Below are 21554 nucleotides of genomic sequence, written 5' to 3'. Positions count from 1 at the left end.
CTGTACCACCTAAAACGGTGTCCGGGATGATTAGACCACTACACCCCTCACCTGGTTGCTGATCGCCTTGGCCATCGCCTTGGGCGGCTGGGGCTGGTCTGCCACCTCGGCCGCCACGGCAGAGGGCCAGGTCACCACCCTGCAAAGTGACCTCAAGGCCGCCGACGACAAGGCCAAAGAGGCCGAGCGGCGGGAACGGCTCAAAGACACCACCATCAACACCCTTACTGGCGAACTGAACGCCCAGGCAGAAACCGCCGCCAAACTGCAAAGCCAGCTGGGCGAACTGTCGATGACCGCTGCCACCCGCGCCGATACCATCAAGAGGCTCAAACGTGAAAATGCTGAACTTAGGTCTTGGGCTGATAGCCCTCTGCCTGATCCTGTTATCAGGTTGCTCCAGCGCACCGCCATCACCGGCGCCGCAGATTATCAGGCTCACCTGTCAGGGGCTGACCCCCTGCCAACTGTCACCGGCCAGCCCGGCCAATAACGGCGACCTGCTCGACCAGTTGACCCAGACCGAGGCAGCCTGGGCCAGCTACGCCGCCAAGGTAGACAGTCTCATCACCTGCCAGCAACGGCAGCAACAACAAAGGAGTGGAGATGGAAAAGCCAAAACAGATCCGTGAAGTGCTGACCAACTGCGTGCCGCACCTCAAGACCAATCCGGACAAACTGCACATCTTCATCGCCCCTGGTAACGTCGAAAGCACCGGTGCCCGCTCGCTCTCGTTCGAGTGGCAATACCCGCTCTCTATCGGGATTGAAGATTTCGCCGGCCACCCGGACCAGATCATGGTGCCGCTGCTGGCCTGGTTGCGCCAACACCAGCCCGAGCTGATGACCAACGACGAACGGCGCAAGGATGGCATCACCTTCGAGGCCGAATACCTCGCCAACGACCTGATGGACCTCATCATCACCGTCAAGCTGACCGAGCGGGTCAGGGTCTGGCAGAACGAACAGGGGATTGGCTGGGAGCACCTGCCAGAGCCGCCGGAAGACCCCTACGACGGCATAACCTGGGAACTCTTCATCAACGGGGAGCATCAGCCATGGCCACCGACGACCTGAGCCGCCTGACCCAATGGGCAGATGGACTGCTGGCCAGCATGGAACCAGGAGCCCGACGCCAGTTAGCTGGTGAAATGGCCCGCACCTTGCGCGCCAGCCAAACCAAGCGGATCCGGGCCAACCTCCAACCAGATGGCAACCCCATGGCCCCACGCAAACCGCTCAAGAAGCTGGCGAAAAAACGCGGCGCCACCCGCCGCAAGATGTTTCAGCATCTGGTCAGCCCCCGCTGGCTCAAGGCAACCAGCACCGAACATCAGGCCATAGTCGAGTTTGTCGGCTCCGCCAACCGCCTCGCCACCATCCACCAATATGGCTTGAAAGACCGCATCAAGGGCCGCGAGATCCGCTATCCGGCGCGGGAACTGCTGGGCATCACTACCCAGGAAGTGGAGCTGTTGGAGGAGCTGTTGCTGGCCCATTTGAGCAAATAGAAGGTTGTCGAGCGAAGCTGAAAACCATACGATACGGCGCAAACTCTATCGTATGAGGCAAGGATGAATCAGCGTAGCGAACTGCGGCAGCGGCTCCGCCAACAAGCCAGCAAGAATGGGAAAAAACCAGCCAAATCCCCCGAACAAACCTTGGTGCTAGTACAGATTGCCTTAACCCTGCTGCCGCTACTGACGGCTTGTATCTACCTGTTTGGTATGACTCGGCATATGGGATATTTAGGTTTTTTTCACGTAGATAGCAGCGAATTCCCACTCTCTACGGAGCAAAACTTGCTGATGGGTGTCGTTGCATTAGCCAGTAATGTGTTGCCTTTAATCATATATCCACTCGCATTAGTGGGCGCCTTGATGCTGATCGGGGCAATCATTGCATTAACGTACAGGCTTATAAAAAAGTGCTCAGGTCACATTAGCTCCCTTGCATCTGACATCGGTAACAGTGAATGCATGCTCCGCTTCCTAAGAGCACTATTAAAATACGCCATGCAACCCCATGAGGCTAAATGGCTAGAAACCACATATGACGTAATCTTTACTTGGTACCTTCGCTTCTGTTACGTATTTTTCACCTGCGCCGTTGTCTTTGGATTAGCATTTTATAGCTATCGTAATGGTGAAGAGTCGGCCACAAAGCAAATTGAAAAAATGAAAAACGGATTGCCAGATTTTGCCGAACAGCTCACCTATGCCAAACATCCCGAAGGCATCCCAGCACTGCGCATCGCCTGCAATTCTACCCAGTGCACCTTCTGGACGGAGAAGGATGGCACCATCTACCTACGCCATGACCAAATTGATAGCGTGACCATCCCCCCTAAACCGGATGGTAAAAAAGCAACCACCGGCGAAAAGGCAAGCTGCTCCCAGTTAGGCAAATTGGATAAACTCCCTTCGGTGCGCTGGGCTGAGTGGGCTAGTAAACCGACTATGTCTAACTCGCCGCCTTGTGTTTACATTCTTCAGAAACAGACGTAGCACGCCACCTGCCATCAGCCTGACCGATGACGAGCTCTGCACCCTGACCTGGTGTTGGCGCGACGCCAGCCGCTACTACTCCATCATTCACGAGTACCCTTACCCCCTGAACCAGGCCCGCAAGATCCTGGCCGACCGCACCCGCCATATCCAACCCAACACCCACGGCGACAGCGACTGGCCCAAACTGATCCCCCACCGGCGCCGCGAGCCCAAAGCTATAGGCTTGTGAAACAATGTATAGCAGTCACAGAATCAAAGGCCCGTATGGGCCTTTTACGGAGGTTGTGATAGTTTAACCCGATTCATATAGCAACCGAGTACAGACTGTGAGTGACGATCATTTTTTCTCAAAAAAAGAAAACGAGACTTTAATAAAGAATGTCATGATGATCATTAAAAAAGATCAAGAAATGACTAAAGATAACTTTGAACGCGGCCTACATCACCACTCCGCACGTATCTTGGGTCATATTATATCCAACCCTAAAAATTGGGACGACACTTGTAAATATAGTATTAGGACCCAGGTGAGCGGAATACATGAAGAGCTATCTAACATAGTAAAAAACAGTGCAATTGATAGTTCATCATTAGAGATTCTTTTTAGCCACCTCATTGTTTTTGTACAGGAAAGGAATCTTTTAACTGGTGATTTTATACCCCCAGAACTGACTGACGCACTCGAATTTACAGAGTCTAATCTTGAACGTTTCGCCGGATTCCCAAGAAGAAAAATAGAGTTTTCTTTTAAAGGACTATCAACCGCATTATTTAAAGAGATATTTAACAATGAAAACGCCAGTGGATTAATCAACTTAGAAAAAACATTGGAAAGCGCAAAAAAACTCACCAAAGAGTGGGACAACTCTTTGAAAGAAAGAGAAGATAATATAGCCAGACTAGAGCTATCCTTAAATAAATTCGAGAACGCTTTTAATTTTGTTGGATTGCATGAAGGTTTTCAATCGCTGCACAAAAAAAAGAAGATTGAAAGGAATTGCTTAATTTTCATGATGCTTATATGCGCTTTATTAGCACTCTCACCACTTATTTACAAATTGAAATTCTTATACTTTAAAGAGACTGAGAAAGTTAGCTACATTTACAAGCACATACATAACTTTGGTCAGCCTACTGTACCAAGCAATGATACTGCCCAGGAAACCCCTCCAACATTAACCCATGAAATAATATCATTACTGCCTGTGGCATCTTTTATTGCAATAATGCTTTATCTCTTCAGGGTTCTGCTTTTTAATTATAAGTCAATTTGCGCTCAAATATTACAGATTGAGTTAAGAATGACTCTCTGTAGATTTATCACGAGCTACTCTGATTATGCTAGAGACATAAAAAATAATAGTGATGTGACACTAGAGCGTTTTGAAAACATTATTTTCTCAGGAATTGTTAACAATGATAGTGATCTACCAGCAACATATGATGGTGTAGAACAGTTGGCCTCACTCTTCAAATCCATGAAAACATCTAGTTAAGTTATCTTATTCATCAGCCAGTGTATCCAACGTGGATACACTGGCCTCCCCTCGCCTTCCCAGCCATTGCCCAAAACAATGGCCCCATGCAACCGACCCCGACTGAACTCCAACGCCTGATCGACAACCTGATCCGCATCGGCACCGTCACCGCCGTGCGCTCTGGGGAATGTCGCGTCAAAACCGGCGATATCATCACCAACTGGCGGCCCTATACCACAGAAAGGGCCGGGGCTAACCGTACCCGTCACCGCCTGAGCATCGGCGAACAGGTCATCTTGTTGTCAGTCAGTGGCGATCTGCGCAATGCGTATATCCTCGGCTCCATCAACGCCACCGCTGCAGACGAGCCACTGCGCGAGGATGACAACCCCGATCTCGACCGCACCGAATACAGCGATGGCGCCGTCATCGAATACAACCCGGCCACCGGCGCGCTCAACGCCACCGGCATCAAGTCTGCCAATATCGCGGCCAGCGTCACCGTCAAGCTGATCACCCCCCTGGTGGAATGCACCCAGGCGCTCAAGGTCGGTACCACCATCACCGCCGGCGGCAAAATTACTGCCCCCACCGCCAAGATTGGCAACGTCGAAGTCACCACCCACAAACACGGCGGCGTCAGCACTGGCGGCGGCCAAACAGGGGGCCCCGCATGAACTGGCTCGGCATGAACGCTGCGACCGGTCGCGCCATCAGCGCGACCAACCACATCATCCAGTCGGTGCGCGACATCCTCATCACACCGGTGGGCTCTCGCGTCATGCGCCGCGACTACGGCAGCGAGCTGTTTTACCTCATCGACCAGCCCCAGCATCAGGCCACCCGCCTGCGCCTGATGGCCGCCACCGTGCAGGCCCTCATCAACTGGGAACCCCGCATCACCATAACCAAAGTCGATGTGCAGAGCGGCGGCATGGATGGCTCACTCACCATTGAACTGACCTGGCAGCGCAAAGATGGCGGCGCCCCAGATACCAAAACTGAGACGGCCAGCATCACCATTCCCACAGGAGCCACCAATTGAGCAACGTAGATCTGACCCAGCTCCCGCCCCCATCGGTGGTAGAAACCCTCGACTTCGAAGCGATCCTGGCTGAACGCAAAGCCACCCTGATCAGCTACTACCCTGCAGACCAGCAGGCGGCTATCGCCGCCACGCTTGAACTCGAATCCGAACCGCTCAACAAGTTGTTGCAAGAGAATGCCTATCGGGAAGTGGTGCTACGGGCCCGCGTCAACGATGCCGCCAAACAGACCCTGCTCGCCTTTGCCAGCGGCACCACTCTCGATCACGTGGTCGCCGAATATGACATCGCGCGCCTGCTTATCACCCCGGGCGACCCTGCCGCCACCCCGCCACTCGATCCTGTCTATGAATCTGATGACCGCCTGCGCATGCGTGGCCAGATGGCCTTTGAAGGATTGGCTACCGCTGGCCCCATCAACGCCTACAAGTTTCACGCCCTCTCGGCCAGTACCGAAGTGGCTGATGTGGCCGTCGACAGCCCCACCCCGGGCACTGTTCGGGTGACCTTGCTCTCACCGGAAGGCCAGCCCAGCGCCGACACCATCAACCGGGTCAATCTGGCCCTCTCGGCAGAAGACGTGCGCCCCCTGTGCGATCTCGTTGCCGTCGAACCGGCCCAGATAAAAGCCTATGCCGTTGACGCCACCCTCAACACCACCGGCCTCGGCAAAGAACAAGCCATCGCAGCGGCTACAGACGCCATGACCAAAACAGCCGCCGCTTACTACCGGGTCGGGACCACAGTCCCGCTCTCGGCTATCTATGCCGCCCTGCATCAGCCAGGGATCGACAGCGTCACCCTGCGATCACCGCTGGCTGATGTCACTTGCGGCCCGCAACAAGCCGCCAAAATCACCACCATCCACCTCGATTAAGGAACCAGACCATGGCTAACGCCCTCTATGATAAAGGCCGCGAGAAGTTTCTCACCGGCGCCATCAATGCCAGTGCCGACCCCCTCAAGTGCGCGCTGATCAAAGACACCTACGCCCCCACTCTGGCCAGTGACGAGTTCTACAGCACGCTGTCAGCGCACGTGGTCGGTACCCCGCAAACCCTGACCAGCAAAACCGTGACAGCCGGCATACTGGATGCCGCCGATGTCACCTTCCTCGCCGTGCCTACCGCCGCTGTGAAGTTCTGCGCCATCTACAAAGACACCGGCACTGCCGCAACCAGCCCGCTGATCGCCCTGTTTGACACGGCGGCGGGTCTGCCGGTCAGCACCAATGGCGGCGACATCATCATCGCCTGGGACAACGGCGCCAATAAAATCTTCAAACTCTGATGGCCACCCTCTATCCCGTCTGGCGCGGGTCACTGACCTATCACGATGGCACCCTGTCTCACGACGGGGCAGCTATCTATCGGGGCACCCAGAAGGGTGAAGATGACCCCGCGCCAGATGCCATTGCCGGGGTCAGTGTCGGCCTGACAGTGGCCGGGATAGAAGAAGGTCAAGCAGGGCTGGCGTCGCTCACTCAGCGCGCGAAGCCAACCGGGATAAGCCAGTTTGCAGCTGGGGCCAACAAGCTGACCAGCCGCGCCAAGGCCATCGCTATCAGCGATGGCGCCCAAGGTGATCCAGCAACAACCATCCAGGCCACTGTTGCAACAATGGGCGACCTGCTCGCCATGGGGACGGCTGACATGTCAACACAGATCACCCTTGCCGGGCTTGATGCGGGGATTATCGGCACCGCGGGGGTAAGAACCCGGCTCGGTACCGGCGCGTTGCTGCCTGACGCCATCGAGGCGCCGACGGTTCAGCAGCTGCTGGCACCTGCAGGGTTCGATCTCGGCGCCCTGGGCAGCCACAAGGCCAAGGTGCGTCAGATCATCGGCGATCTGTCTGACGGCCAACAAGGTGCCCCACGTCTAAAGACCAAGCTGGCACAGGCTGTAACGGCCTTCACCGGCGCCATGGGAACCCCGATCGCCAAGTATGCCCAGATCATCTACCCGACGGCGCCAGCCTTGCCAGCCGCAACCCTGCCGGCCCTGACCATCACCCTTGCACACAGTGCGCTGGCTGCGCCGCTGCTATCGCCGATCACCGCCACCGCGCGCCTTGGTACGCGCGGGATAGACGCAGGGGCATACGGGTCAACAAAGGTGCACCGCCTGCCCCTGCCGTCACCCGCTACCCGGGATCTGCTGCCACCCTCGGTCACCAGGCTGGAACACTTGGCCGCCGCGACACTGGCCAGCAACCTGACGCCCGAGCTGATCACCTCCACCCGCTTTGCCGATACCTGCCCGGCACCATTGCTGCCATGGCTGGCATGGTCGCGCTCAGTGGACTGGTGGGAACTGGCCGAGTCTGAAGACCAGCGCCGCGCGCTGATCCGTGCCTCGTTCCGCCTGCACCAGCACAAGGGCACCCCATGGGCCATCAAGGAGGCGCTGTCCGTACTCGGGTTTGGTGACAGCACCCTCATCGAGCACGCCACCGGTCGCCGCTATGACGGCACCCTCAACTACAACGGCAATGAAACCCACGGCGACCCGACCCGCTGGGCGGTGTATCGGGTCATTCTTGCCCGCCCGGTCACCACCGATCAGGCCAACCGCATCAAACGCCTGCTGGCAGAAATGGCCCCGGCCCGCTGTCACCTGGCCGCACTCGACTACACCCTGGCGCCCGTCACCTACAACGGCGCCGCCACCTATAACGGCAACTACAACCACGGAGCCTCCTGATATGGCGAATTTACAAGAGGTAGTCAGCTGGGATGCTGGCGTCTACCAGCTCGAAACCAACGACCCTGTGCTGGGTGGCCCGGGTGGGACATCCAACAAGCAGGCCCAAGCCCTGGCCAACCGCACCGCCTACCTGAAACAGCATGTCGATGACATCGAGGGTGGCGTTACCGCCGCCGGCAAGGCGAACAAGCTCACCACCGCGCGCAACGTGGCGATCGCGGGTGATGTCACCGGCCAAGCCTCGTTCGATGGCAGCGCCAACATCACCATCACAGTGACCTACAAAAACTCAGGGGTAGCGGCGGGAACCTATCGTTCGGTCACTGTCGATGCCAAAGGCAACATCACCGCCGGCACCAACCCCACCACTTTGGCTGGTTATGGCATTACTGATGCGGTACCTACCTCGCAAAAAGGCGCTGTTAATGGGGTGGCGACCCTGGATGGCGGCGGCAAGGTGCCAGTCAGTCAACTCCCGGCCACTGCCATCGTCGACACCTTCGTCGTCGGCTCACAAGCTGCCATGCTGGCCCTGACTGCCGAAATAGGGGATGTCACAGTACGCACCGACCTGAACAAAACCTACATCCTGCGAGTGACGGGTGCATCCACGCTTGCCAACTGGCAAGAACTGCTGACCCCCACCGACTCGGTGCAATCTGTCGATGGTATGACCGGTGCCGTCACCATTCCCACCGCCACCGAAGCGGTAAAGGGTAAGACACAGATAGCGACCCAGGCAGAGGTGAATACCGGTACCGACGACACCAAATTCGTCACTGCCAAAAAACTGCTGGCATGGGTCAAACAGGCCACCGAAACCGTACTTGGCATGATGAAGGTGGCAACCCAGGTGCAAACCGATGCGGGTACCGCCGACGATGTCGCCATCACCCCGAAAAAGCTGCGGTTCGGCTTTTCGGCCAACCTGTCGGCAAACGGCTATATCGCTTTTCCGTCATGGCTGGGCGGGCTGATCTTTCAGTGGTTTGAATTCAACGTAACCAACGGCTGGACACAAGCAACCGCATCCGGCACATCGACCCCTGTCTGGCAGGCGCAAGCCTCGACCTCGTTGCCAATGGCCTTCCCGACCAACTCCTTCGGGGCATTGCCAGTGCCTGTCTACTCGGCTCAATCACTGACATGGGGGCCAGCCTCGGCCTTCGTCACTGGGCGAAATACCACGACCCTCACCGTCAGCGTGCTGTCAGGGTTTAACCCGTCTACCTCCATGACCATCCGGGCGTTTTGCATCGGGAATTGATAAGCAACAGGAGATAACCATGATGTATTACTCACCCACCACCGGCACCTTCTATGCCCGTGAGGTACACGGCGACAACATGCCGGCCGATGTTGTTGAGATCAGCAAGCAGGCATATAACGAACTGCTGGATGGCCGCGCCTTGGGCCGCGTCATCGTCATGGGGGATAGCGGCCTCCCAGTGCTGGCAGACCCGCCCCCAAAAACACAGCAAGAAATAGAGAACGAGGCCCGCAGCCAGCGAGACGGCGCGCTTCATTCCACTGACTGGATAGTGCAACGACACCAAGACCAGCTGGCCGTCGGGGCGACTACCACACTGACCGCCCCTGAATACGAGGCGCTGCAAGAATACCGGCAGGCGCTACGACTCTGGCCTGAACAAGCCGGGTGGCCAGGCATTGACTTGCCACAACCGCCAGCTTGGTTGCCACAGATGTAAACTAACACCCCGCCCTGTGCGGGGTGTTTCGTTACAGCCGCTCATCAACCCCTTGTCACCGCGTCGCCAGTGTGTCCGGCCCTCACACACTGGCCGCCGCTCGCCTGTCATCCCCTGCCCCTGCATCCTGACCCTGCTCGCATCACATGCACCAAGCTCCGTCCGGACAACAGGAGAACCTATGGCACTGGACCAATTTCACCACGGCGTGCGCGTCGTGGAAATCAACGAGGGCACCCGCACCATCCGCACCGTCGCCACGGCGGTGATCGGCATGGTCTGCACCAGCGCCGATGCTGATGCTGCCTACTTCCCTCTCGACAAACCCGTGCTGATTGCCAACCTGCCGGCAGCCATCGCCAAAGCAGGCAGCAACGGCAACCTCAAAAAGTCGCTGCAAACCATCTATGACACCGTCAACACCATCGTCATCGCCGTGCGCGTGGCTGACGGCGCCGACGCAGCCGAACTGACCAGCAACATCATCGGCACCATCAAGCCAGACGGCAGCTACACCGGCCTCAAGGCACTGGAACGGGCCGCCCCGGTCACCACCGTCAAGCCGCGCATCCTCTGCGTACCGGACCATTGCACCCTGCCGGTGGCCACCGCCCTGGCTGGCATGGCCAAAAAACTGCGCGCCTTTGCCTACGTGCCGACCATCGCCGAAACCGTCGAGGCTGCGCTGGCCTATCGTGAAAACTTCGCAAGCCGCGAACTGATGCTGATCCATGGTGACTGGACGGCGTGGGATACCACCGCCAATGCCAGCGTCAAGCTCGATGCCTGCCTCAAGGCCGCCGCTATGCGGGCCCTTATCGACAAAGAGATCGGCTGGCACAAGACCCTGTCCAACGTCGGCGTGACCGGGGTCGATGGCATGACCAAGTCCCTGTTCTGGGATCTGCAAGACCCCGACACCGAGGTCGGCCTGCTCAACGCCAACGAGGTAACCTGCCTGATCCAGGCCAACGGATTCCGCAACTGGGGCAACCGCACCTGTTCGGACGATCCCCTGTTCTGCTTCGAAAACTACACCCGCACAGCCCAGGTGCTGGCCGAGACCATCGCCGACTCACACATGTGGGCAGTCGATAAGCCCATGACCCCGACCCTGGTGAAAGACATCATCGAGGGCATCAAGGCCAAGGGCCGCGAACTGGTAACCGGCGGGTACCTGCTCGGCTTTGACTGCTGGTACAGCGAGGAGCTCAACGACAAAGACACCCTCAAAGCTGGCAAGCTGCGCATCGATTACAACTACACACCGGTACCGCCGCTTGAAGACCTCGGCTTCCAGCAGCGCATCACCGACTCCTATCTCATCGACTTCAGCGCCCGCGTCGCGGCTGCAGCATAAGGAGCCACCATGGCACTGCCACGCAAACTCAAAAGACTGAACGTATTCCTCAACGGCGACAACTGGGTCGGTGAAGCGGAAGACCTCACCCCGGCCAAACTCTCCCGCAAGTTTGAAGCCTATCGCGGCGGCGGCATGGGCGGCGCCGTCAACATCGACATGGGGCTGGATGACAGCGCCCTTGATGTCTCCTTCACCTTCGGCGGCTACGGCGACCAGCTCCTGCGCTGCATGGGTGAACCCAAGGCAGACGGCACCAGCTTGCGCTTTGCCGGTTCCGTCCAACGCGATGACACCGGTGAAGTCGTCGCCGTCGAGATCGTCTGCCGTGGCCGCTTCAAAGAGCTCGACCGGGGCACCCTCAAGGCAGGTGACAACACCCAGGCCAAGGTCAGCATGGTCAACACCTACTACAAAGAGACCGTCAACGGCCAGGTGATACATGAGATTGACCTGATCAACATGGTCGAGATCGGCCCCGATGGCGTCGACCGCATGGCCGAACACCGCAAAGCCATCGGCCTCTAACCCACCCAACAACCCAATGGGCGGCCAACAGCCGCCCTCACCACATCAACATCAGGAACAAGCACCATGGAAAACAAAGTCACCCAACTCGACACCCCCCTCCAGCGCGTCATCCACCTCGACAGCCCCATCCCACGCGGTAACACCACCCTCACCGAGTTGGTCATCCGACCACCGAAGAAGACGGGCCACTTGCGCGGCCTCAACACCATGGACATCGTGCAGATGAACGTCGATACCCTCATCAAACTACTGCCCCGCATCACAGACCTGAGCGAGCTCGAAGTTGCAGATATGGACCCAGCTGACCTTCTCAAGGCCGGGGTAGTGGTGGTCGGTTTTTTGATGGGCTCACAGCAGGAGGCTTACCTCACTGCATAGATGACCTGATGGCAGAGATCGCCATCATCGCCCACTGGCCGCCATCCGAGATGGCGGCTATGGAAATCAGCGAGCTGATGGGCTGGCACCAACGCCTCGTTGAGACTCACAACCGCATAAACGGGGCCGAAGAACAATGAACCCTCTCAAACTTCAAATCCTGCTCGGGGCGGTCGACAAGCTCACCGCCCCCCTCAAAGCAGTCAGCGGCCAAAGCCGAATCACAGCCAAAGAGTTGGTCGACACCAAGAAACGCATCAAGGAGCTGGAAACCCAGAGCGGCCAGATTGACGGCTATCGCACTCTAGGGCGCCAGATTGGCACCACCCGCGCCCAACTCACCGCCGCTCAGCGTGACGCCCAGCAGATGGCCCAAGAGTTCGCCAAGGTAGAACATCCGACCAAGGCAATGACCCGGGCCATGGAGCAGGCCAAGCAGAAGGTGCGCGACCTCTCCCAGCAAGAGCGTGAAATGGTCGCCCGCCACGGCAGCCTGAAACGCACCATGAACGAAGCAGGCATCAACACCAAACAGCTCGGCGATCACCAGCGCCGCCTCAAGACTGACCTGGCTGCCGCCAACGGCCAGCTCGACCAGCAGCGCGCCAAGCTGGGCCAACTGGCTGACCAGCAAAAGCGCCTCAACCAGATCAAAGCCAACTACCGTCAAACCCAAGAGCTGCGCGGCCAAATAGCGGGCCACGGCGCCACCGCTATCGCAGCCGGTACCGCCATCGGCATGCCGGTTTACAGCGCTATCAAAGAGTATTCCGGCTTTGAAGATGCCATGAAGGGCGTGGCCAAACAGGTGGATGGTGCCAGAACCGATTCCGGCGAACTCACCTCCGTCTACTACGACATGGCCAAAGAGATAAAGGCCATCTCAGAAGAGATCCCCCAGCTCAATGGCGCAATCGACATCGCAGCCTTGGTCGAAGGGGCCGCCCGCATGGGGGTGCAAGGCAAAGACAACCTGCTCAACTTCGCCAGAACTGCCGCCAAGGCGGCCACCGCCTTTGAACTGCCGGCCGGTCAGCTCGCCGAAGACATGGGCAAGATTGCCAACCTCTACAAGATCCCCATCGGCAACATCGAACAACTCGGCGATGCCATCAACTACCTCGACGATAACGCCCAATCCAAGGGGGCAGACATCATCGACGTGCTGCAACGTCTGGGGGGCGTGGCCGACAAGCTCGATTACAAGAAAGCGGCCGCGCTGGGCTCCACCTTCCTCAGTCTGGGGGCCGCACCGGAGATCGCCGCCAGCGCCTCCAACGCCATGGTGCGCGAACTATCCATCGCGACCATGCAAAGCAAGCGCTTCCAGGCAGGCATGAAAGCGGTCGGCCTGAAATCGACTGACGTTGAAAAGGCCATGGCCACCGATGCCATGGGCACCATCACCAAAGTGCTGGAGAAAATCAAAAAGCTCAAAGCAGAAGACCAGCTCAGGGTCACCACCCAGATATTCGGCAAGGAATACGGCAAAGATGCGGCCAAGCTCTCCAACAACCTGGATGAACTCTACCGCCAGTTGAAACTGGTGAACGCAGAGAAGTCGAGGGGGTCGATGCAACGCGAGTCCGACATCGACAAAGACTCGCTCTCATCCCAATGGCTGATCCTGCAGGCCGGGATAACAAACGTGAAGGCAAACCTTGGCGAGCTGCTGCGCGGCTCCCTGATGGACATCATCACATTCACCAAAGAGATCGTCGCCGGTACCCGTAACTGGGTTGAAGCAAACCCTGAACTGGCCAACACCTTGGTCAGGATTGCGGCCGTGACATCCATCATCGCCATTGCACTGGGCGGGTTGTCTTTGACCATCGCAGCCCTGCTTGGGCCTCTGGCCATCATGAAGCTCATCTTCGGGGTGCTGGGAGTCACCTTTGGCGGCATGCTGGGTGCGATAGGGGCACTCCTTGCCCCATTGGCAGCCCTTGCCGCACTGGGCATTGCCATCATCAAGTTTTGGCAGCCCATCAGCGCATTTTTCATCGGGCTATGGCAGGGAATCATGACTGGGCTTGCTCCCGTCTTTGAAGCCTTCAAGCCGTTCGCCCCTCTGATTGATGGCATCGGCACAGGAGTTAAAGCGCTATCTGGCTGGTTTGGCGACCTGCTAGAACCACTCAAATTTTCCAAGGAGACGCTGGAAGGGTTCGGCAGCGCTGGCCAGTTCGTCGGCCGCATCCTGGGCGAAGCCTTCAATCTGGCACTGACCCCGCTCAAGGCATTCCTGACAGGGATAGAATGGCTGCTCGAATCGATGGGGATTTTAGAAGCCAAGAAGCTTCCGAGCTTCCAGATGCCCGCGCCGACCCCCTCCACACCGGGTTACCTGAATGGGAACTTCGGCACACCTGCGCTTCCATCGGCTTATCGCTACGGCACAGGAAACTACAACCAGCCTGCGGTTGCAGGTGGTACTGGCTACGGCCCGCGCATTGTGCAGACCGCAAAGCCAGTTGCAGCGAGAGGAGCATCGTCAACCACCAAGATCAACGCACCGATCCACATTGTCCAGCAACCGGGCCAATCCGGTGCCGACGTGGCGCAAGAGATAAGCCGCGAACTGGACAAGCGCGAACGGCAGGCCGCCGCACGTGGCCGCGCCACTCTTGGCGATCGCAACTAAGGAGTAACCACCATGATGATGACCCTGGGCTGGTTCGTGTTTATGCGCTCGACCGTGGCCCCTCAATCCCAACAAGATGAATGGGCATGGCGCCACCCGGGCAATAACCGGGTCGGTGCCCGCCCTGCCTATCAGTTCCTCGGCCCCGATGATGAAACCAGCACCCTGAGCGGGGTGCTGCTGCCCGAGGTGACCGGCGGCCCCGTCTCCCTCGACATGTTGCGCCAGATGGGTGACAGCGGTGAAGCCTTCCCCCTGATCCAGGGCGATGGCGTCATGCGCGGGTCATTCGTGATAGAGGGCATCAGTACCACCCGTACCGAGTTTTTCGACGATGGCGCAGCCCGCAAGATTGAATTCAGCATCAAGCTCAAGCGGGTCGATAGCAACGACAGCGCCTTCGGCAACACCTTGCTGGGTCGCACGGCTGGCAACATGCTCGGCAGCCTGGGTGTGGGCAAGCTGATCGGCAGCATCGGCAATAAACTCGGGGGGATCCTCTGATGGGTGCCTTAGACCAGTTCGGCAGTCGCCTGGCCGAGAACTTAGGCATCACCAATCCGCTCGACGCCCTGCGCCAAGGTCATCCGGTACCGGCTTACCAGGTACTGGTCGATGGCAGTGACATCTCGGCAGCCATTCGCCCGCGCCTGATGTCGATGACCATCACCGACAACCGGGGCTTCACCGCCGACACCATCGAAATAACACTCGATGACAGCGACGGTCAGCTCGATATGCCACGCCGTGGGGCGACCCTGCGCGGCCTCATCGGCTGGCAGGGCAGCGCACTGGTCGACAAGGGCACCTTCAAAATTGACGAAGTGGAACACAACGGAGCCCCCGATGTGCTCACCATCCGGGGCAAATCGGCAGACTTGCGCGGTGGCATGAACAAACTGCGCGAACGCAGCTGGCACCAGACCACCGTCAGCAGAATCGTCGAACAGATCGCCGCCCCCTACCAGCTCACCCCCTGCGTGGGTGACTCACTCAAGGGCCAGCTGATCGACCACATTGACCAGACCAATGAAAGCGATCTGGCCTTCCTCACCCGCTTGGCGGGTCAGTGTGATGCCATCGCCACCGTCAAGTCTGGCCGCCTGATGTTCATCAAGGCAGGTCAGGGCACCACCGCCAGTGGCCAGCCCCTGCCGGCCATCACCATCACCCGCCAAGATGGCGATCAGCATCGCTTCTCGGTGGCCGACCGTGACGCTTACACAGGCGTGACGGCCTACTGGCAAGACAACAAGGCCGCCGAGAAAAAGAAAATAGAGGTGAAGCGCAAGAAGAAGACCAAGCCGAAACCGGAGCGGCCACTGCCACCGGGCGTGGTCGTCAACAAGAAGGAACATGAACTGCTGGTCGGCGACAGCGAGAACGTCAAAGAGCTGCGCCATGTTTACGCCAATCAGGCCAACGCCATGCGGGCCGCCCGTGCGGAGTGGGAACGGATCCAGCGCGGGGTGGCCGAGTTCGACATCACCCTGGCCAAAGGCCGCCCAGAACTCTACCCGGAACAGCCCACCACCGTCATGGGATTCAAACCCGACATCGACGCCGCCCCATGGCTGCTCACCCAGGTGGTGCACGACCTCACCAATCAGGGTTACACCAACCGCGTACAGCTCGAAGTGAAGCTGGAAGAGCTACCGGAATAAATCTGTGTGGATCAAATGTGGACACTGGGAGGAAAACAAAAAGGCCACTATCGCTAGTGGCCTTCGTAAGTCTTTGATTTTAATGGTGCCCGAGGCCGGAATCGAACCGGCACGACGCGAACGTCGAGGGATTTTAAATCCCTTGTGTCTACCGATTTCACCACTCGGGCACCGCAATCGGTATCAAGTCCGCGCGGCGGGCTTGTCAATATGGAGGCACGTTCCGGAGTCGAACCGGACTAAACGGATTTGCAATCCGCTGCATAACCGCTTTGCTAACGCGCCATGCAAAAGAGAGTTGGCTCTCTATTGTCTGAATTTGGAGCGGGAAACGAGACTCGAACTCGCGACCCCGACCTTGGCAAGGTCGTGCTCTACCAACTGAGCTATTCCCGCATTGGTCTGGCTGACTGCCTGACTACGAGGACGCATTCTAGCGATGTTCCTCGCCCAGTCAACCAAAAATGTTTAATACCCTGATCGTTCGAGTGTTTTTTACCCTTTTCCTGCACTTTTACCACTCATGATCGTTTCCCTGCCCCAATGGCGGGGAAACGATGCTTTATGCCAGGGCAGGCACTAGAAGCGGGAGTGGTAGGTCAGATCGCCCCAGGCGGCCTTCATGTACTGGAACATGGACCAGAAGGTGAGCACGGTGGCGACATAGAGCAGCACGTAGGCGAGCCATACCATCCAGATGTCGTACTGCCAGATGAGGCCGGTGAGCGACACCATCTGGATCATGGTCTTCCACTTGCCAATCCAGCTGACCGCCACCGAGGAGCGTTTGCCGAGCTCGGCCATCCATTCACGCAGGGCGGAGATGATGATCTCGCGGCCAATCATGGTCATGGCGGGTATGGTGACCCAGATGGTGTTGTAGTGTTCGACTATGACCACCAGCGCCGCCGCCACCATGATCTTGTCGGCGACTGGATCGAGGAAGGCGCCGAAGGCGGTGGACTGGTTCAGCTTGCGGGCAAGGTAGCCATCAAACCAGTCGGTCGCGGCCGCCAGAATGAAGACGAGGGCCGCCGCCAGATAGGACCACTGATAGGGTACATAGAACAGGATGACGAAGACGGGGATAAGCAAGATCCGAAAAAACGTCAGCAGGTTAGGAATATTTGTCATTATTTTCAGCCACTTCTTGTATGCCGCTACATGGTAGCCCCAAGCCGATCACGGATGCAACCGGACAGGCGCCCGCCTTGGTCTATTAATCCATCAACAACCTCAGGATGCGGGCTATTATGGCATTTACGGGCCCCCTGCGTCACGGCTCTTGTGCACCCAGAGGCGGGATTGCGGCCACGATTCAGAGCGAATGCAACGCATCCTGGATGGACTGGGTTGAATGCCGAGCGCGACGAGCCCTGACCCCTGGCTCAGATCGAATGCAAGGCATCGTGAATGGCGTGGATCAGACCTGCGCCTGGCTGATGCCGAGCGCTCTGCCGGCTCAAAGCGAGTGCAGGGCATCGTTAATGGTGTGGGTCAGACCAGCGCCTGGCTGATGCCGAGCACCCTGCCGCCTCAGATCGAATGCAGGGCATAGTGAATGGCGTGGATCAGACCTGCGCCTGGCTGATGCCGAGCACTCTGCCGCCTCAGAGCGAGCGCAGGGCATCGTGAATGGAACAAACTGGGCCACGCCGGGCTGATGCCCAGTACCCTGACGGCTCAGAGCGAGTGCAAGGCATCATGAATGGACTGGGCCAGCTCCTGGCTGATGCCGGGCACCTTGGCGAGCTCGTCCACCCCTGCCTTTTTCACCTCCTGCAAGCCGCCCAGGTACTTGAGCAGGGCCTGACGCCGCTTGGGCCCTACTCCCGGAATGTCCTCCAGGGTACTGGTGGTGCGGGCCTTGGCGCGGCGGGCCCGGTGGCCCGTGATGGCAAAACGGTGAGATTCGTCGCGAATATGCTGAATAAGGTGCAAAGCGGGCATATCTGCCGGCAAGTGCAGCTCTTCGTGGCTGTCCCCCAGGATCAGGGTCTCCAGCCCCGCCTTGCGGGTCACTCCCTTGGCGATGCCCACCAGCAGCGGGTATTTGCCACCGAGGAACTCCAGCTGACGGGCCAGGATCTCCTCGGCGCGGCGCAGCTGACCCAGGCCGCCGTCGATAAACAGCACGTCCGGCACCTTGTCCGGCTCCTGCAGCTTGCCAAAGCGCCGCTCCAGCACCTGCTCCATGGCGGCGTAGTCATCCCCCCCCGTGATGCCGTCGATATTGAAACGGCGGTATTCCGAGGAGAGTGGCCCCTCCCGGTTGAACACCACGCAGGAAGCCACGGTACGCTCCCCCATGGTGTGGGAGATGTCGTAACACTCCATGCGGGCGATGGGCTGCTCCAGCTCCAGCAACTCTTCCAGCTGGCTGAAGCGGGCCTGGGTGGTGCTCTTGTGGGCGAGGCGCGAGCGCAGCGCCGTTTGCGCATTGATGGAGGCGAGCTTGATAAAGCGCGCTCGTTCACTACGAGTACGGCTCACCACCCGCACCTTGTAACCTGCGGTCTGGCTCAGGGTCTCGGCAATCACGCTCTCGTCCTCGAGGGCCACGTCCAGCAGCACCTCGCTCGGGATCTGCCTGCCCCCCTGCCCCGACAGATAGAACTGCAGCAGGAAGGATTGCACCACCTCCTCCAGCGGCGTATCGCTAGGCACCTTGGGGAAGTAGCTGCGGGAACCCAGCACCTTGCCCTGGCGAATGAAGAGCACATGGATGCAGGCGGCGCCTTGCTCGAATGCCACCCCCACCACATCCAGTTCATCGAGCACATTGCCGCTCACCGACTGCTGCTCGGTCACCCGGCGCAGGGCCTGGATCTGATCCCGGTAGCGGGCCGCATCCTCGAAGCGCAGATCGCCGCTGGCAGACTCCATCTTGCCTACCAGCTCCCCTATCACCTGCTGGTTCTTGCCCGCCAGAAACAGCTTGGCCAGCTCCACCTGCTGGGCATATTCTGCCTCGCTCACCAGCCCCGCCACGCAAGGGCCGGCGCAGCGCTTGAGCTGATAGAGCAGGCAGGGACGGGTACGGTTGGCATAGACGGCATCCTCGCACTGGCGCACCGGGAAGATCTTCTGCATCAGGTGCAGGCTCTCGCGCACGGCGCCGCCGGAGGGGTAAGGGCCGAAGTACTCCCCCTTCACCTTGCGGGCGCCGCGATGGACGCCGATGCGGGGATGCCGGTGCCCTGTGATGATGATCCAGGGGTAGGATTTATCGTCGCGCAGCAGCACGTTGTAGCGCGGCTGGTACTGCTTGATGAGGTTGTGCTCGAGGATCAGCGCCTCTGTCTCGGTGTGGGTCACCATCACCTGGATATCGGCGATCTGGCGCACCAGAGTATGGGTCTTGATGCTGTCGACCTTGGTGCGAAAGTAGGAGGAGAGCCGTTTTTTAAGATCCTTGGCCTTGCCCACATAGATGACGGTGCCGCCGCTGTCATACATGCGGTAGACGCCGCTCTGGTGAGTCACGGCGCTCAGAAAGGCCTTGCTGTCAAAAAGGGGCTCGGGAGAAAGGGTCATCGGCTACTCGGCTCAACACAAAGGGGCGAAAACGATAGAAGTCAGCATCAACGGGGAGAGCATACTGCGCCAGGCCGGCGAAATGCAAAAAGGCGGCACCCGCCGCCTTTTTGACTCCCGCCACCCGCTTACAAGGTGTCGGCGTCCAGCATGCCATAGCGAATGGCCAGATGGGTCAGCTCCACATCGCCGTTGATGTTGAGCTTGCTGAACAGGCGGTAACGGTAGCTGTTGACCGTCTTCGGGCTCAGGTTCAACTGCTCGGAGATGTCGGTCACCTTCTGCCCCTTGGTGATCATCATCATGATCTGCAACTCGCGCTCGGAAAGGGACTTGAAGGGATTTTCATCCGCCGACGCAAACTGGCTGAGCGCCATCTGCTGGGCGATCTCGGGGGAGATGTAACGCTGGCCCGAGTGCACCAGGCGAATGGCGTGGATCATCTCGTCCGGGGCGGCGCCCTTGGTGAGATAACCGGCGGCGCCCGCCTGCATCACCTTGGTGGGGAACGGATTTTCTGAATGAATGGTCAGCACTATGATGCGCACATCGGGCCGGATCCGCAGTATCTTGCGGGTCGCCTCCAGGCCGCCGATGCCCGGCATGTTCATGTCCATCAGGATCACGTCTGGATGGTGCTGACGACAGAAAGTGACTGCGGTTTCCCCGCTCTGCGCCTCGCCCACCACCTTGATCCCGCGGACATCTTCCAAAATGCGTCTTATCCCTGTACGCACCAACTCATGATCATCGACCAGGAATACATTTATCACCCAAACACCCCGTTTTTTTATCTCGTTATATGCCAGTTAGGGTTAACACGGCGTCTTGCATCATAACCAAACTCGCTGGTTTGGCAAACCATGGGCGGGAAAAGTTTGAAAGTGCTCATAAATGACGTTTGTAATCAAATAATTATGCAAGGATTCAACACAAAAAACGGCGCCCGCAGGCACCGTTCAGAGTCATGTCGGTGGCGCTGGCATCAGTTCGCCAGCAGCGCACGCACCTTGTCCAGATCGGCCTGGGTATCCACCCCGACCGGCGGCGCTTGCAGCGCCTGGGCCACGTGGATCTTCTCCCCGTACCAGAGCACCCGCAGCTGCTCCAGGGCCTCGACCTGTTCCAGCACGCTCGGCGCCCAGTCCACGTAACGCTGGATGAAACCGGCACGATAGGCGTAGATGCCGATGTGACGCTGGTAGTGATCGCCAATCTGTTCGTGGCCCTTCGCAAAGCGATCCCTGTCCCAGGGAATGCTGGCCCGGCTGAAGTAGAGGGCGTAGCCATCCTTGTCGGTCACCACCTTGACCGCATTGGGGTTGAACGCCTCCTCCGCATCCACAATGGGCACTGAGAGGGTGGCCATGGGCGCCGTCGCCGCGGCCAGATTGTCGGCCACCTGACGTATGATGGCGGGCGGAATGAGCGGCTCATCCCCCTGCACATTGACGATGATGGTATCGCTGGCAAAGCCGTAGTGACGGCACACTTCCGCCAGACGCTCGGTGCCGGACTGGTGATCCTGCGAGGTCATGCACACCTCAAAGCCCGCGAGCGCGGCACAGGAGGCCAGCGCGCTGCGTACCCGCTCGTCATCGGTGGCGACGATCACCCGATCCGCGCCGGATTGCAGGGCCTTTTCCACCACGTGCTGCACCATGGGCTTGCCATGGATGTCCGCCAGCGGCTTGCCCGGCAAGCGGGTGGAGGCGTAGCGGGCAGGAATGATCACCACGAAACTCATGACGGCATCTCGTCGCTATTGAGGTGACGGGCGCGGTTCTCCAGCAGCACAGGGATCCCCTCCTCCAACGGATAGGCCAGCTTGTCGAAACGGCAGACCAGCTCGTGTACGGCCTTGTTGTAGTGCAGCTTCCCCTTGCAAACCGGGCAGGCGATGATGTCGAGCAATTTGATATCCAGTGCCAAAACGAAACTCCTTCAACGATGTCGAGCAAGCGACTATCTCGAGCGGGCCAAAATGCC

At 58.7% G+C, this 21554-nt stretch carries 26 protein-coding genes and 3 tRNA genes; 21 read left to right on the top strand and 8 right to left on the bottom strand.

Annotation, left to right across the window (positions count from 1 at the left end; translation table 11 throughout):
- Positions 1 to 67 precede the first annotated feature (67 nt).
- The 21 genes from lysB to ACM3N8_RS10750 all read left to right on the top strand — a co-directional run bounded on the left by lysB (position 68) and on the right by ACM3N8_RS10750 (position 16028).
- Positions 68 to 493 carry an Rz-like lysis system protein LysB gene (gene lysB, locus ACM3N8_RS10850; protein ID WP_253852692.1) on the top strand — a complete coding sequence of 142 codons (426 nt, stop codon included), beginning with the start codon at positions 68 to 70 and terminating at the stop codon, positions 491 to 493.
- The gene (gene lysC, locus ACM3N8_RS10845) at positions 378 to 632 is read left to right on the top strand and encodes an Rz1-like lysis system protein LysC (RefSeq protein WP_253852888.1); all 255 of its coding nucleotides are present in this window, start codon (positions 378 to 380) and stop codon (positions 630 to 632) included. The genes lysB and lysC overlap by 116 nt, the downstream gene beginning before the upstream one ends.
- Positions 607 to 1077 (top strand): phage tail protein, encoded by a 471-nt coding sequence (locus tag ACM3N8_RS10840; RefSeq protein WP_275909271.1) that lies wholly within the window; start codon positions 607 to 609, stop codon positions 1075 to 1077. The genes lysC and ACM3N8_RS10840 overlap by 26 nt, the downstream gene beginning before the upstream one ends.
- The gene (locus ACM3N8_RS10835; RefSeq protein WP_416016085.1) at positions 1059 to 1511 is read left to right on the top strand and encodes a phage virion morphogenesis protein; all 453 of its coding nucleotides are present in this window, start codon (positions 1059 to 1061) and stop codon (positions 1509 to 1511) included. Before ACM3N8_RS10840 ends, ACM3N8_RS10835 begins: the two co-directional genes overlap by 19 nt.
- Positions 1512 to 1574: 63 nt before the next feature.
- A complete protein-coding gene (locus tag ACM3N8_RS10830; protein ID WP_416016084.1) occupies positions 1575 to 2507 on the top strand; it encodes a hypothetical protein in 933 nt (310 codons plus the stop codon).
- The gene (locus ACM3N8_RS10825; RefSeq protein ID WP_416016083.1) at positions 2479 to 2739 is read left to right on the top strand and encodes a hypothetical protein; all 261 of its coding nucleotides are present in this window, start codon (positions 2479 to 2481) and stop codon (positions 2737 to 2739) included. Before ACM3N8_RS10830 ends, ACM3N8_RS10825 begins: the two co-directional genes overlap by 29 nt.
- A gap of 97 nt (positions 2740 to 2836) precedes the next feature.
- Positions 2837 to 4006: a hypothetical protein gene (locus tag ACM3N8_RS10820; protein ID WP_416016082.1), complete on the top strand. Its 1170-nt coding sequence runs from the start codon at positions 2837 to 2839 to the stop codon at positions 4004 to 4006.
- A gap of 86 nt (positions 4007 to 4092) precedes the next feature.
- The gene (locus ACM3N8_RS10815) at positions 4093 to 4665 is read left to right on the top strand and encodes a phage baseplate assembly protein V (RefSeq protein WP_416016081.1); all 573 of its coding nucleotides are present in this window, start codon (positions 4093 to 4095) and stop codon (positions 4663 to 4665) included.
- On the top strand, positions 4662 to 5033 hold the full coding sequence (locus ACM3N8_RS10810; RefSeq protein WP_416016080.1) for a GPW/gp25 family protein: 372 nt from the start codon (positions 4662 to 4664) through the stop codon (positions 5031 to 5033). The genes ACM3N8_RS10815 and ACM3N8_RS10810 overlap by 4 nt, the downstream gene beginning before the upstream one ends.
- Positions 5030 to 5911, top strand: a complete 882-nt coding sequence (locus ACM3N8_RS10805) for a baseplate J/gp47 family protein (protein ID WP_416016079.1) — start codon at positions 5030 to 5032, stop codon at positions 5909 to 5911. Before ACM3N8_RS10810 ends, ACM3N8_RS10805 begins: the two co-directional genes overlap by 4 nt.
- An 11-nt stretch (positions 5912 to 5922) precedes the next feature.
- On the top strand, positions 5923 to 6324 hold the full coding sequence (locus ACM3N8_RS10800) for a hypothetical protein (protein ID WP_416016078.1): 402 nt from the start codon (positions 5923 to 5925) through the stop codon (positions 6322 to 6324).
- Positions 6324 to 7739 carry a phage tail protein I gene (locus ACM3N8_RS10795; RefSeq protein WP_416016077.1) on the top strand — a complete coding sequence of 472 codons (1416 nt, stop codon included), beginning with the start codon at positions 6324 to 6326 and terminating at the stop codon, positions 7737 to 7739. Before ACM3N8_RS10800 ends, ACM3N8_RS10795 begins: the two co-directional genes overlap by 1 nt.
- Before the next feature lies 1 nt (position 7740).
- Positions 7741 to 9009: a phage tail protein gene (locus ACM3N8_RS10790; RefSeq protein ID WP_416016076.1), complete on the top strand. Its 1269-nt coding sequence runs from the start codon at positions 7741 to 7743 to the stop codon at positions 9007 to 9009.
- Between the two features lie 19 nt (positions 9010 to 9028).
- Positions 9029 to 9451: a tail fiber assembly protein gene (locus ACM3N8_RS10785; protein ID WP_290043409.1), complete on the top strand. Its 423-nt coding sequence runs from the start codon at positions 9029 to 9031 to the stop codon at positions 9449 to 9451.
- 187 nt (positions 9452 to 9638) lie between these two features.
- Positions 9639 to 10811, top strand: a complete 1173-nt coding sequence (locus ACM3N8_RS10780) for a phage tail sheath protein (RefSeq protein ID WP_416016127.1) — start codon at positions 9639 to 9641, stop codon at positions 10809 to 10811.
- A 9-nt stretch (positions 10812 to 10820) separates the two neighbouring features.
- On the top strand, positions 10821 to 11339 hold the full coding sequence (locus ACM3N8_RS10775) for a phage major tail tube protein (protein WP_416016075.1): 519 nt from the start codon (positions 10821 to 10823) through the stop codon (positions 11337 to 11339).
- 66 nt (positions 11340 to 11405) lie between these two features.
- On the top strand, positions 11406 to 11720 hold the full coding sequence (locus ACM3N8_RS10770; protein ID WP_416016074.1) for a phage tail assembly protein: 315 nt from the start codon (positions 11406 to 11408) through the stop codon (positions 11718 to 11720).
- Positions 11721 to 11728: 8 nt separating this feature from the next.
- Positions 11729 to 11860, top strand: a complete 132-nt coding sequence (locus ACM3N8_RS10765; protein WP_024943529.1) for a GpE family phage tail protein — start codon at positions 11729 to 11731, stop codon at positions 11858 to 11860.
- A complete protein-coding gene (locus ACM3N8_RS10760) occupies positions 11857 to 14364 on the top strand; it encodes a phage tail tape measure protein (RefSeq protein ID WP_416016073.1) in 2508 nt (835 codons plus the stop codon). Before ACM3N8_RS10765 ends, ACM3N8_RS10760 begins: the two co-directional genes overlap by 4 nt.
- Positions 14365 to 14376: 12 nt before the next feature.
- Positions 14377 to 14868: a phage tail protein gene (locus tag ACM3N8_RS10755; RefSeq protein WP_416016072.1), complete on the top strand. Its 492-nt coding sequence runs from the start codon at positions 14377 to 14379 to the stop codon at positions 14866 to 14868.
- Positions 14868 to 16028, top strand: a complete 1161-nt coding sequence (locus tag ACM3N8_RS10750) for a phage late control D family protein (protein WP_416016071.1) — start codon at positions 14868 to 14870, stop codon at positions 16026 to 16028. Before ACM3N8_RS10755 ends, ACM3N8_RS10750 begins: the two co-directional genes overlap by 1 nt.
- 83 nt (positions 16029 to 16111) lie before the next feature.
- On the opposite strand, the gene ACM3N8_RS10745 is transcribed toward ACM3N8_RS10750, so the two are convergent.
- From ACM3N8_RS10745 to ACM3N8_RS10710, 8 genes are all read right to left on the bottom strand, one after another.
- Positions 16112 to 16198: transfer RNA gene (locus tag ACM3N8_RS10745), tRNA-Leu, on the bottom strand.
- A 41-nt stretch (positions 16199 to 16239) separates the two neighbouring features.
- Positions 16240 to 16313 (bottom strand) — tRNA-Cys (locus ACM3N8_RS10740).
- 35 nt (positions 16314 to 16348) lie between these two features.
- A tRNA-Gly gene (locus ACM3N8_RS10735) sits at positions 16349 to 16424 on the bottom strand.
- Between the two features lie 183 nt (positions 16425 to 16607).
- Positions 16608 to 17162 carry a CDP-diacylglycerol--glycerol-3-phosphate 3-phosphatidyltransferase gene (gene pgsA, locus ACM3N8_RS10730; protein WP_042036538.1) on the bottom strand — a complete coding sequence of 185 codons (555 nt, stop codon included), beginning with the start codon at positions 17160 to 17162 and terminating at the stop codon, positions 16608 to 16610.
- Positions 17163 to 17711: 549 nt separating this feature from the next.
- The gene (gene uvrC, locus ACM3N8_RS10725; RefSeq protein ID WP_416016070.1) at positions 17712 to 19565 is read right to left on the bottom strand and encodes an excinuclease ABC subunit UvrC; all 1854 of its coding nucleotides are present in this window, start codon (positions 19563 to 19565) and stop codon (positions 17712 to 17714) included.
- Positions 19566 to 19693: 128 nt separating this feature from the next.
- The gene (uvrY, locus tag ACM3N8_RS10720) at positions 19694 to 20338 is read right to left on the bottom strand and encodes a UvrY/SirA/GacA family response regulator transcription factor (protein WP_011706579.1); all 645 of its coding nucleotides are present in this window, start codon (positions 20336 to 20338) and stop codon (positions 19694 to 19696) included.
- Positions 20339 to 20550: 212 nt separating this feature from the next.
- Complete coding sequence (kdsB, locus tag ACM3N8_RS10715; RefSeq protein ID WP_098983579.1) at positions 20551 to 21312, bottom strand: 3-deoxy-manno-octulosonate cytidylyltransferase; 762 nt, start codon at positions 21310 to 21312, stop codon at positions 20551 to 20553.
- Positions 21309 to 21497 (bottom strand): Trm112 family protein, encoded by a 189-nt coding sequence (locus tag ACM3N8_RS10710; RefSeq protein WP_042036532.1) that lies wholly within the window; start codon positions 21495 to 21497, stop codon positions 21309 to 21311. The genes kdsB and ACM3N8_RS10710 overlap by 4 nt, the downstream gene beginning before the upstream one ends.
- Between the last annotated feature and the right edge of the window lie 57 nt (positions 21498 to 21554).

Origin of the sequence: Aeromonas sp. A04, from assembly GCF_047780465.1 — a bacterium.
In the GTDB taxonomy this organism is placed as follows: domain Bacteria; phylum Pseudomonadota; class Gammaproteobacteria; order Enterobacterales; family Aeromonadaceae; genus Aeromonas; species Aeromonas bestiarum.
This window is presented reverse-complemented; position numbering and strand designations above follow the sequence as displayed.

Bases quoted from the DNA above. Each gene is read 5' to 3' on its own strand.
- ACM3N8_RS10760 (WP_416016073.1), top strand. From the start codon at position 11,857: ATGAACCCTCTCAAACTTCAAATCCTGCTCGGGGCGGTCGACAAGCTC.
- ACM3N8_RS10795 (WP_416016077.1), top strand. From the start codon at position 6,324: ATGGCCACCCTCTATCCCGTCTGGCGCGGGTCACTGACCTATCACGAT.
- ACM3N8_RS10750 (WP_416016071.1), top strand. From the start codon at position 14,868: ATGGGTGCCTTAGACCAGTTCGGCAGTCGCCTGGCCGAGAACTTAGGC.
- kdsB (WP_098983579.1), bottom strand. From the start codon at position 21,312: ATGAGTTTCGTGGTGATCATTCCTGCCCGCTACGCCTCCACCCGCTTG.
- ACM3N8_RS10815 (WP_416016081.1), top strand. From the start codon at position 4,093: ATGCAACCGACCCCGACTGAACTCCAACGCCTGATCGACAACCTGATC.
- ACM3N8_RS10800 (WP_416016078.1), top strand. From the start codon at position 5,923: ATGGCTAACGCCCTCTATGATAAAGGCCGCGAGAAGTTTCTCACCGGC.
- uvrC (WP_416016070.1), bottom strand. From the start codon at position 19,565: ATGACCCTTTCTCCCGAGCCCCTTTTTGACAGCAAGGCCTTTCTGAGC.
- ACM3N8_RS10765 (WP_024943529.1), top strand. From the start codon at position 11,729: ATGGCAGAGATCGCCATCATCGCCCACTGGCCGCCATCCGAGATGGCG.
- ACM3N8_RS10790 (WP_416016076.1), top strand. From the start codon at position 7,741: ATGGCGAATTTACAAGAGGTAGTCAGCTGGGATGCTGGCGTCTACCAG.
- ACM3N8_RS10785 (WP_290043409.1), top strand. From the start codon at position 9,029: ATGATGTATTACTCACCCACCACCGGCACCTTCTATGCCCGTGAGGTA.
- ACM3N8_RS10835 (WP_416016085.1), top strand. From the start codon at position 1,059: ATGGCCACCGACGACCTGAGCCGCCTGACCCAATGGGCAGATGGACTG.
- pgsA (WP_042036538.1), bottom strand. From the start codon at position 17,162: ATGACAAATATTCCTAACCTGCTGACGTTTTTTCGGATCTTGCTTATC.
- ACM3N8_RS10830 (WP_416016084.1), top strand. From the start codon at position 1,575: ATGAATCAGCGTAGCGAACTGCGGCAGCGGCTCCGCCAACAAGCCAGC.
- ACM3N8_RS10770 (WP_416016074.1), top strand. From the start codon at position 11,406: ATGGAAAACAAAGTCACCCAACTCGACACCCCCCTCCAGCGCGTCATC.
- ACM3N8_RS10810 (WP_416016080.1), top strand. From the start codon at position 4,662: ATGAACTGGCTCGGCATGAACGCTGCGACCGGTCGCGCCATCAGCGCG.
- ACM3N8_RS10840 (WP_275909271.1), top strand. From the start codon at position 607: ATGGAAAAGCCAAAACAGATCCGTGAAGTGCTGACCAACTGCGTGCCG.
- ACM3N8_RS10755 (WP_416016072.1), top strand. From the start codon at position 14,377: ATGATGATGACCCTGGGCTGGTTCGTGTTTATGCGCTCGACCGTGGCC.
- ACM3N8_RS10775 (WP_416016075.1), top strand. From the start codon at position 10,821: ATGGCACTGCCACGCAAACTCAAAAGACTGAACGTATTCCTCAACGGC.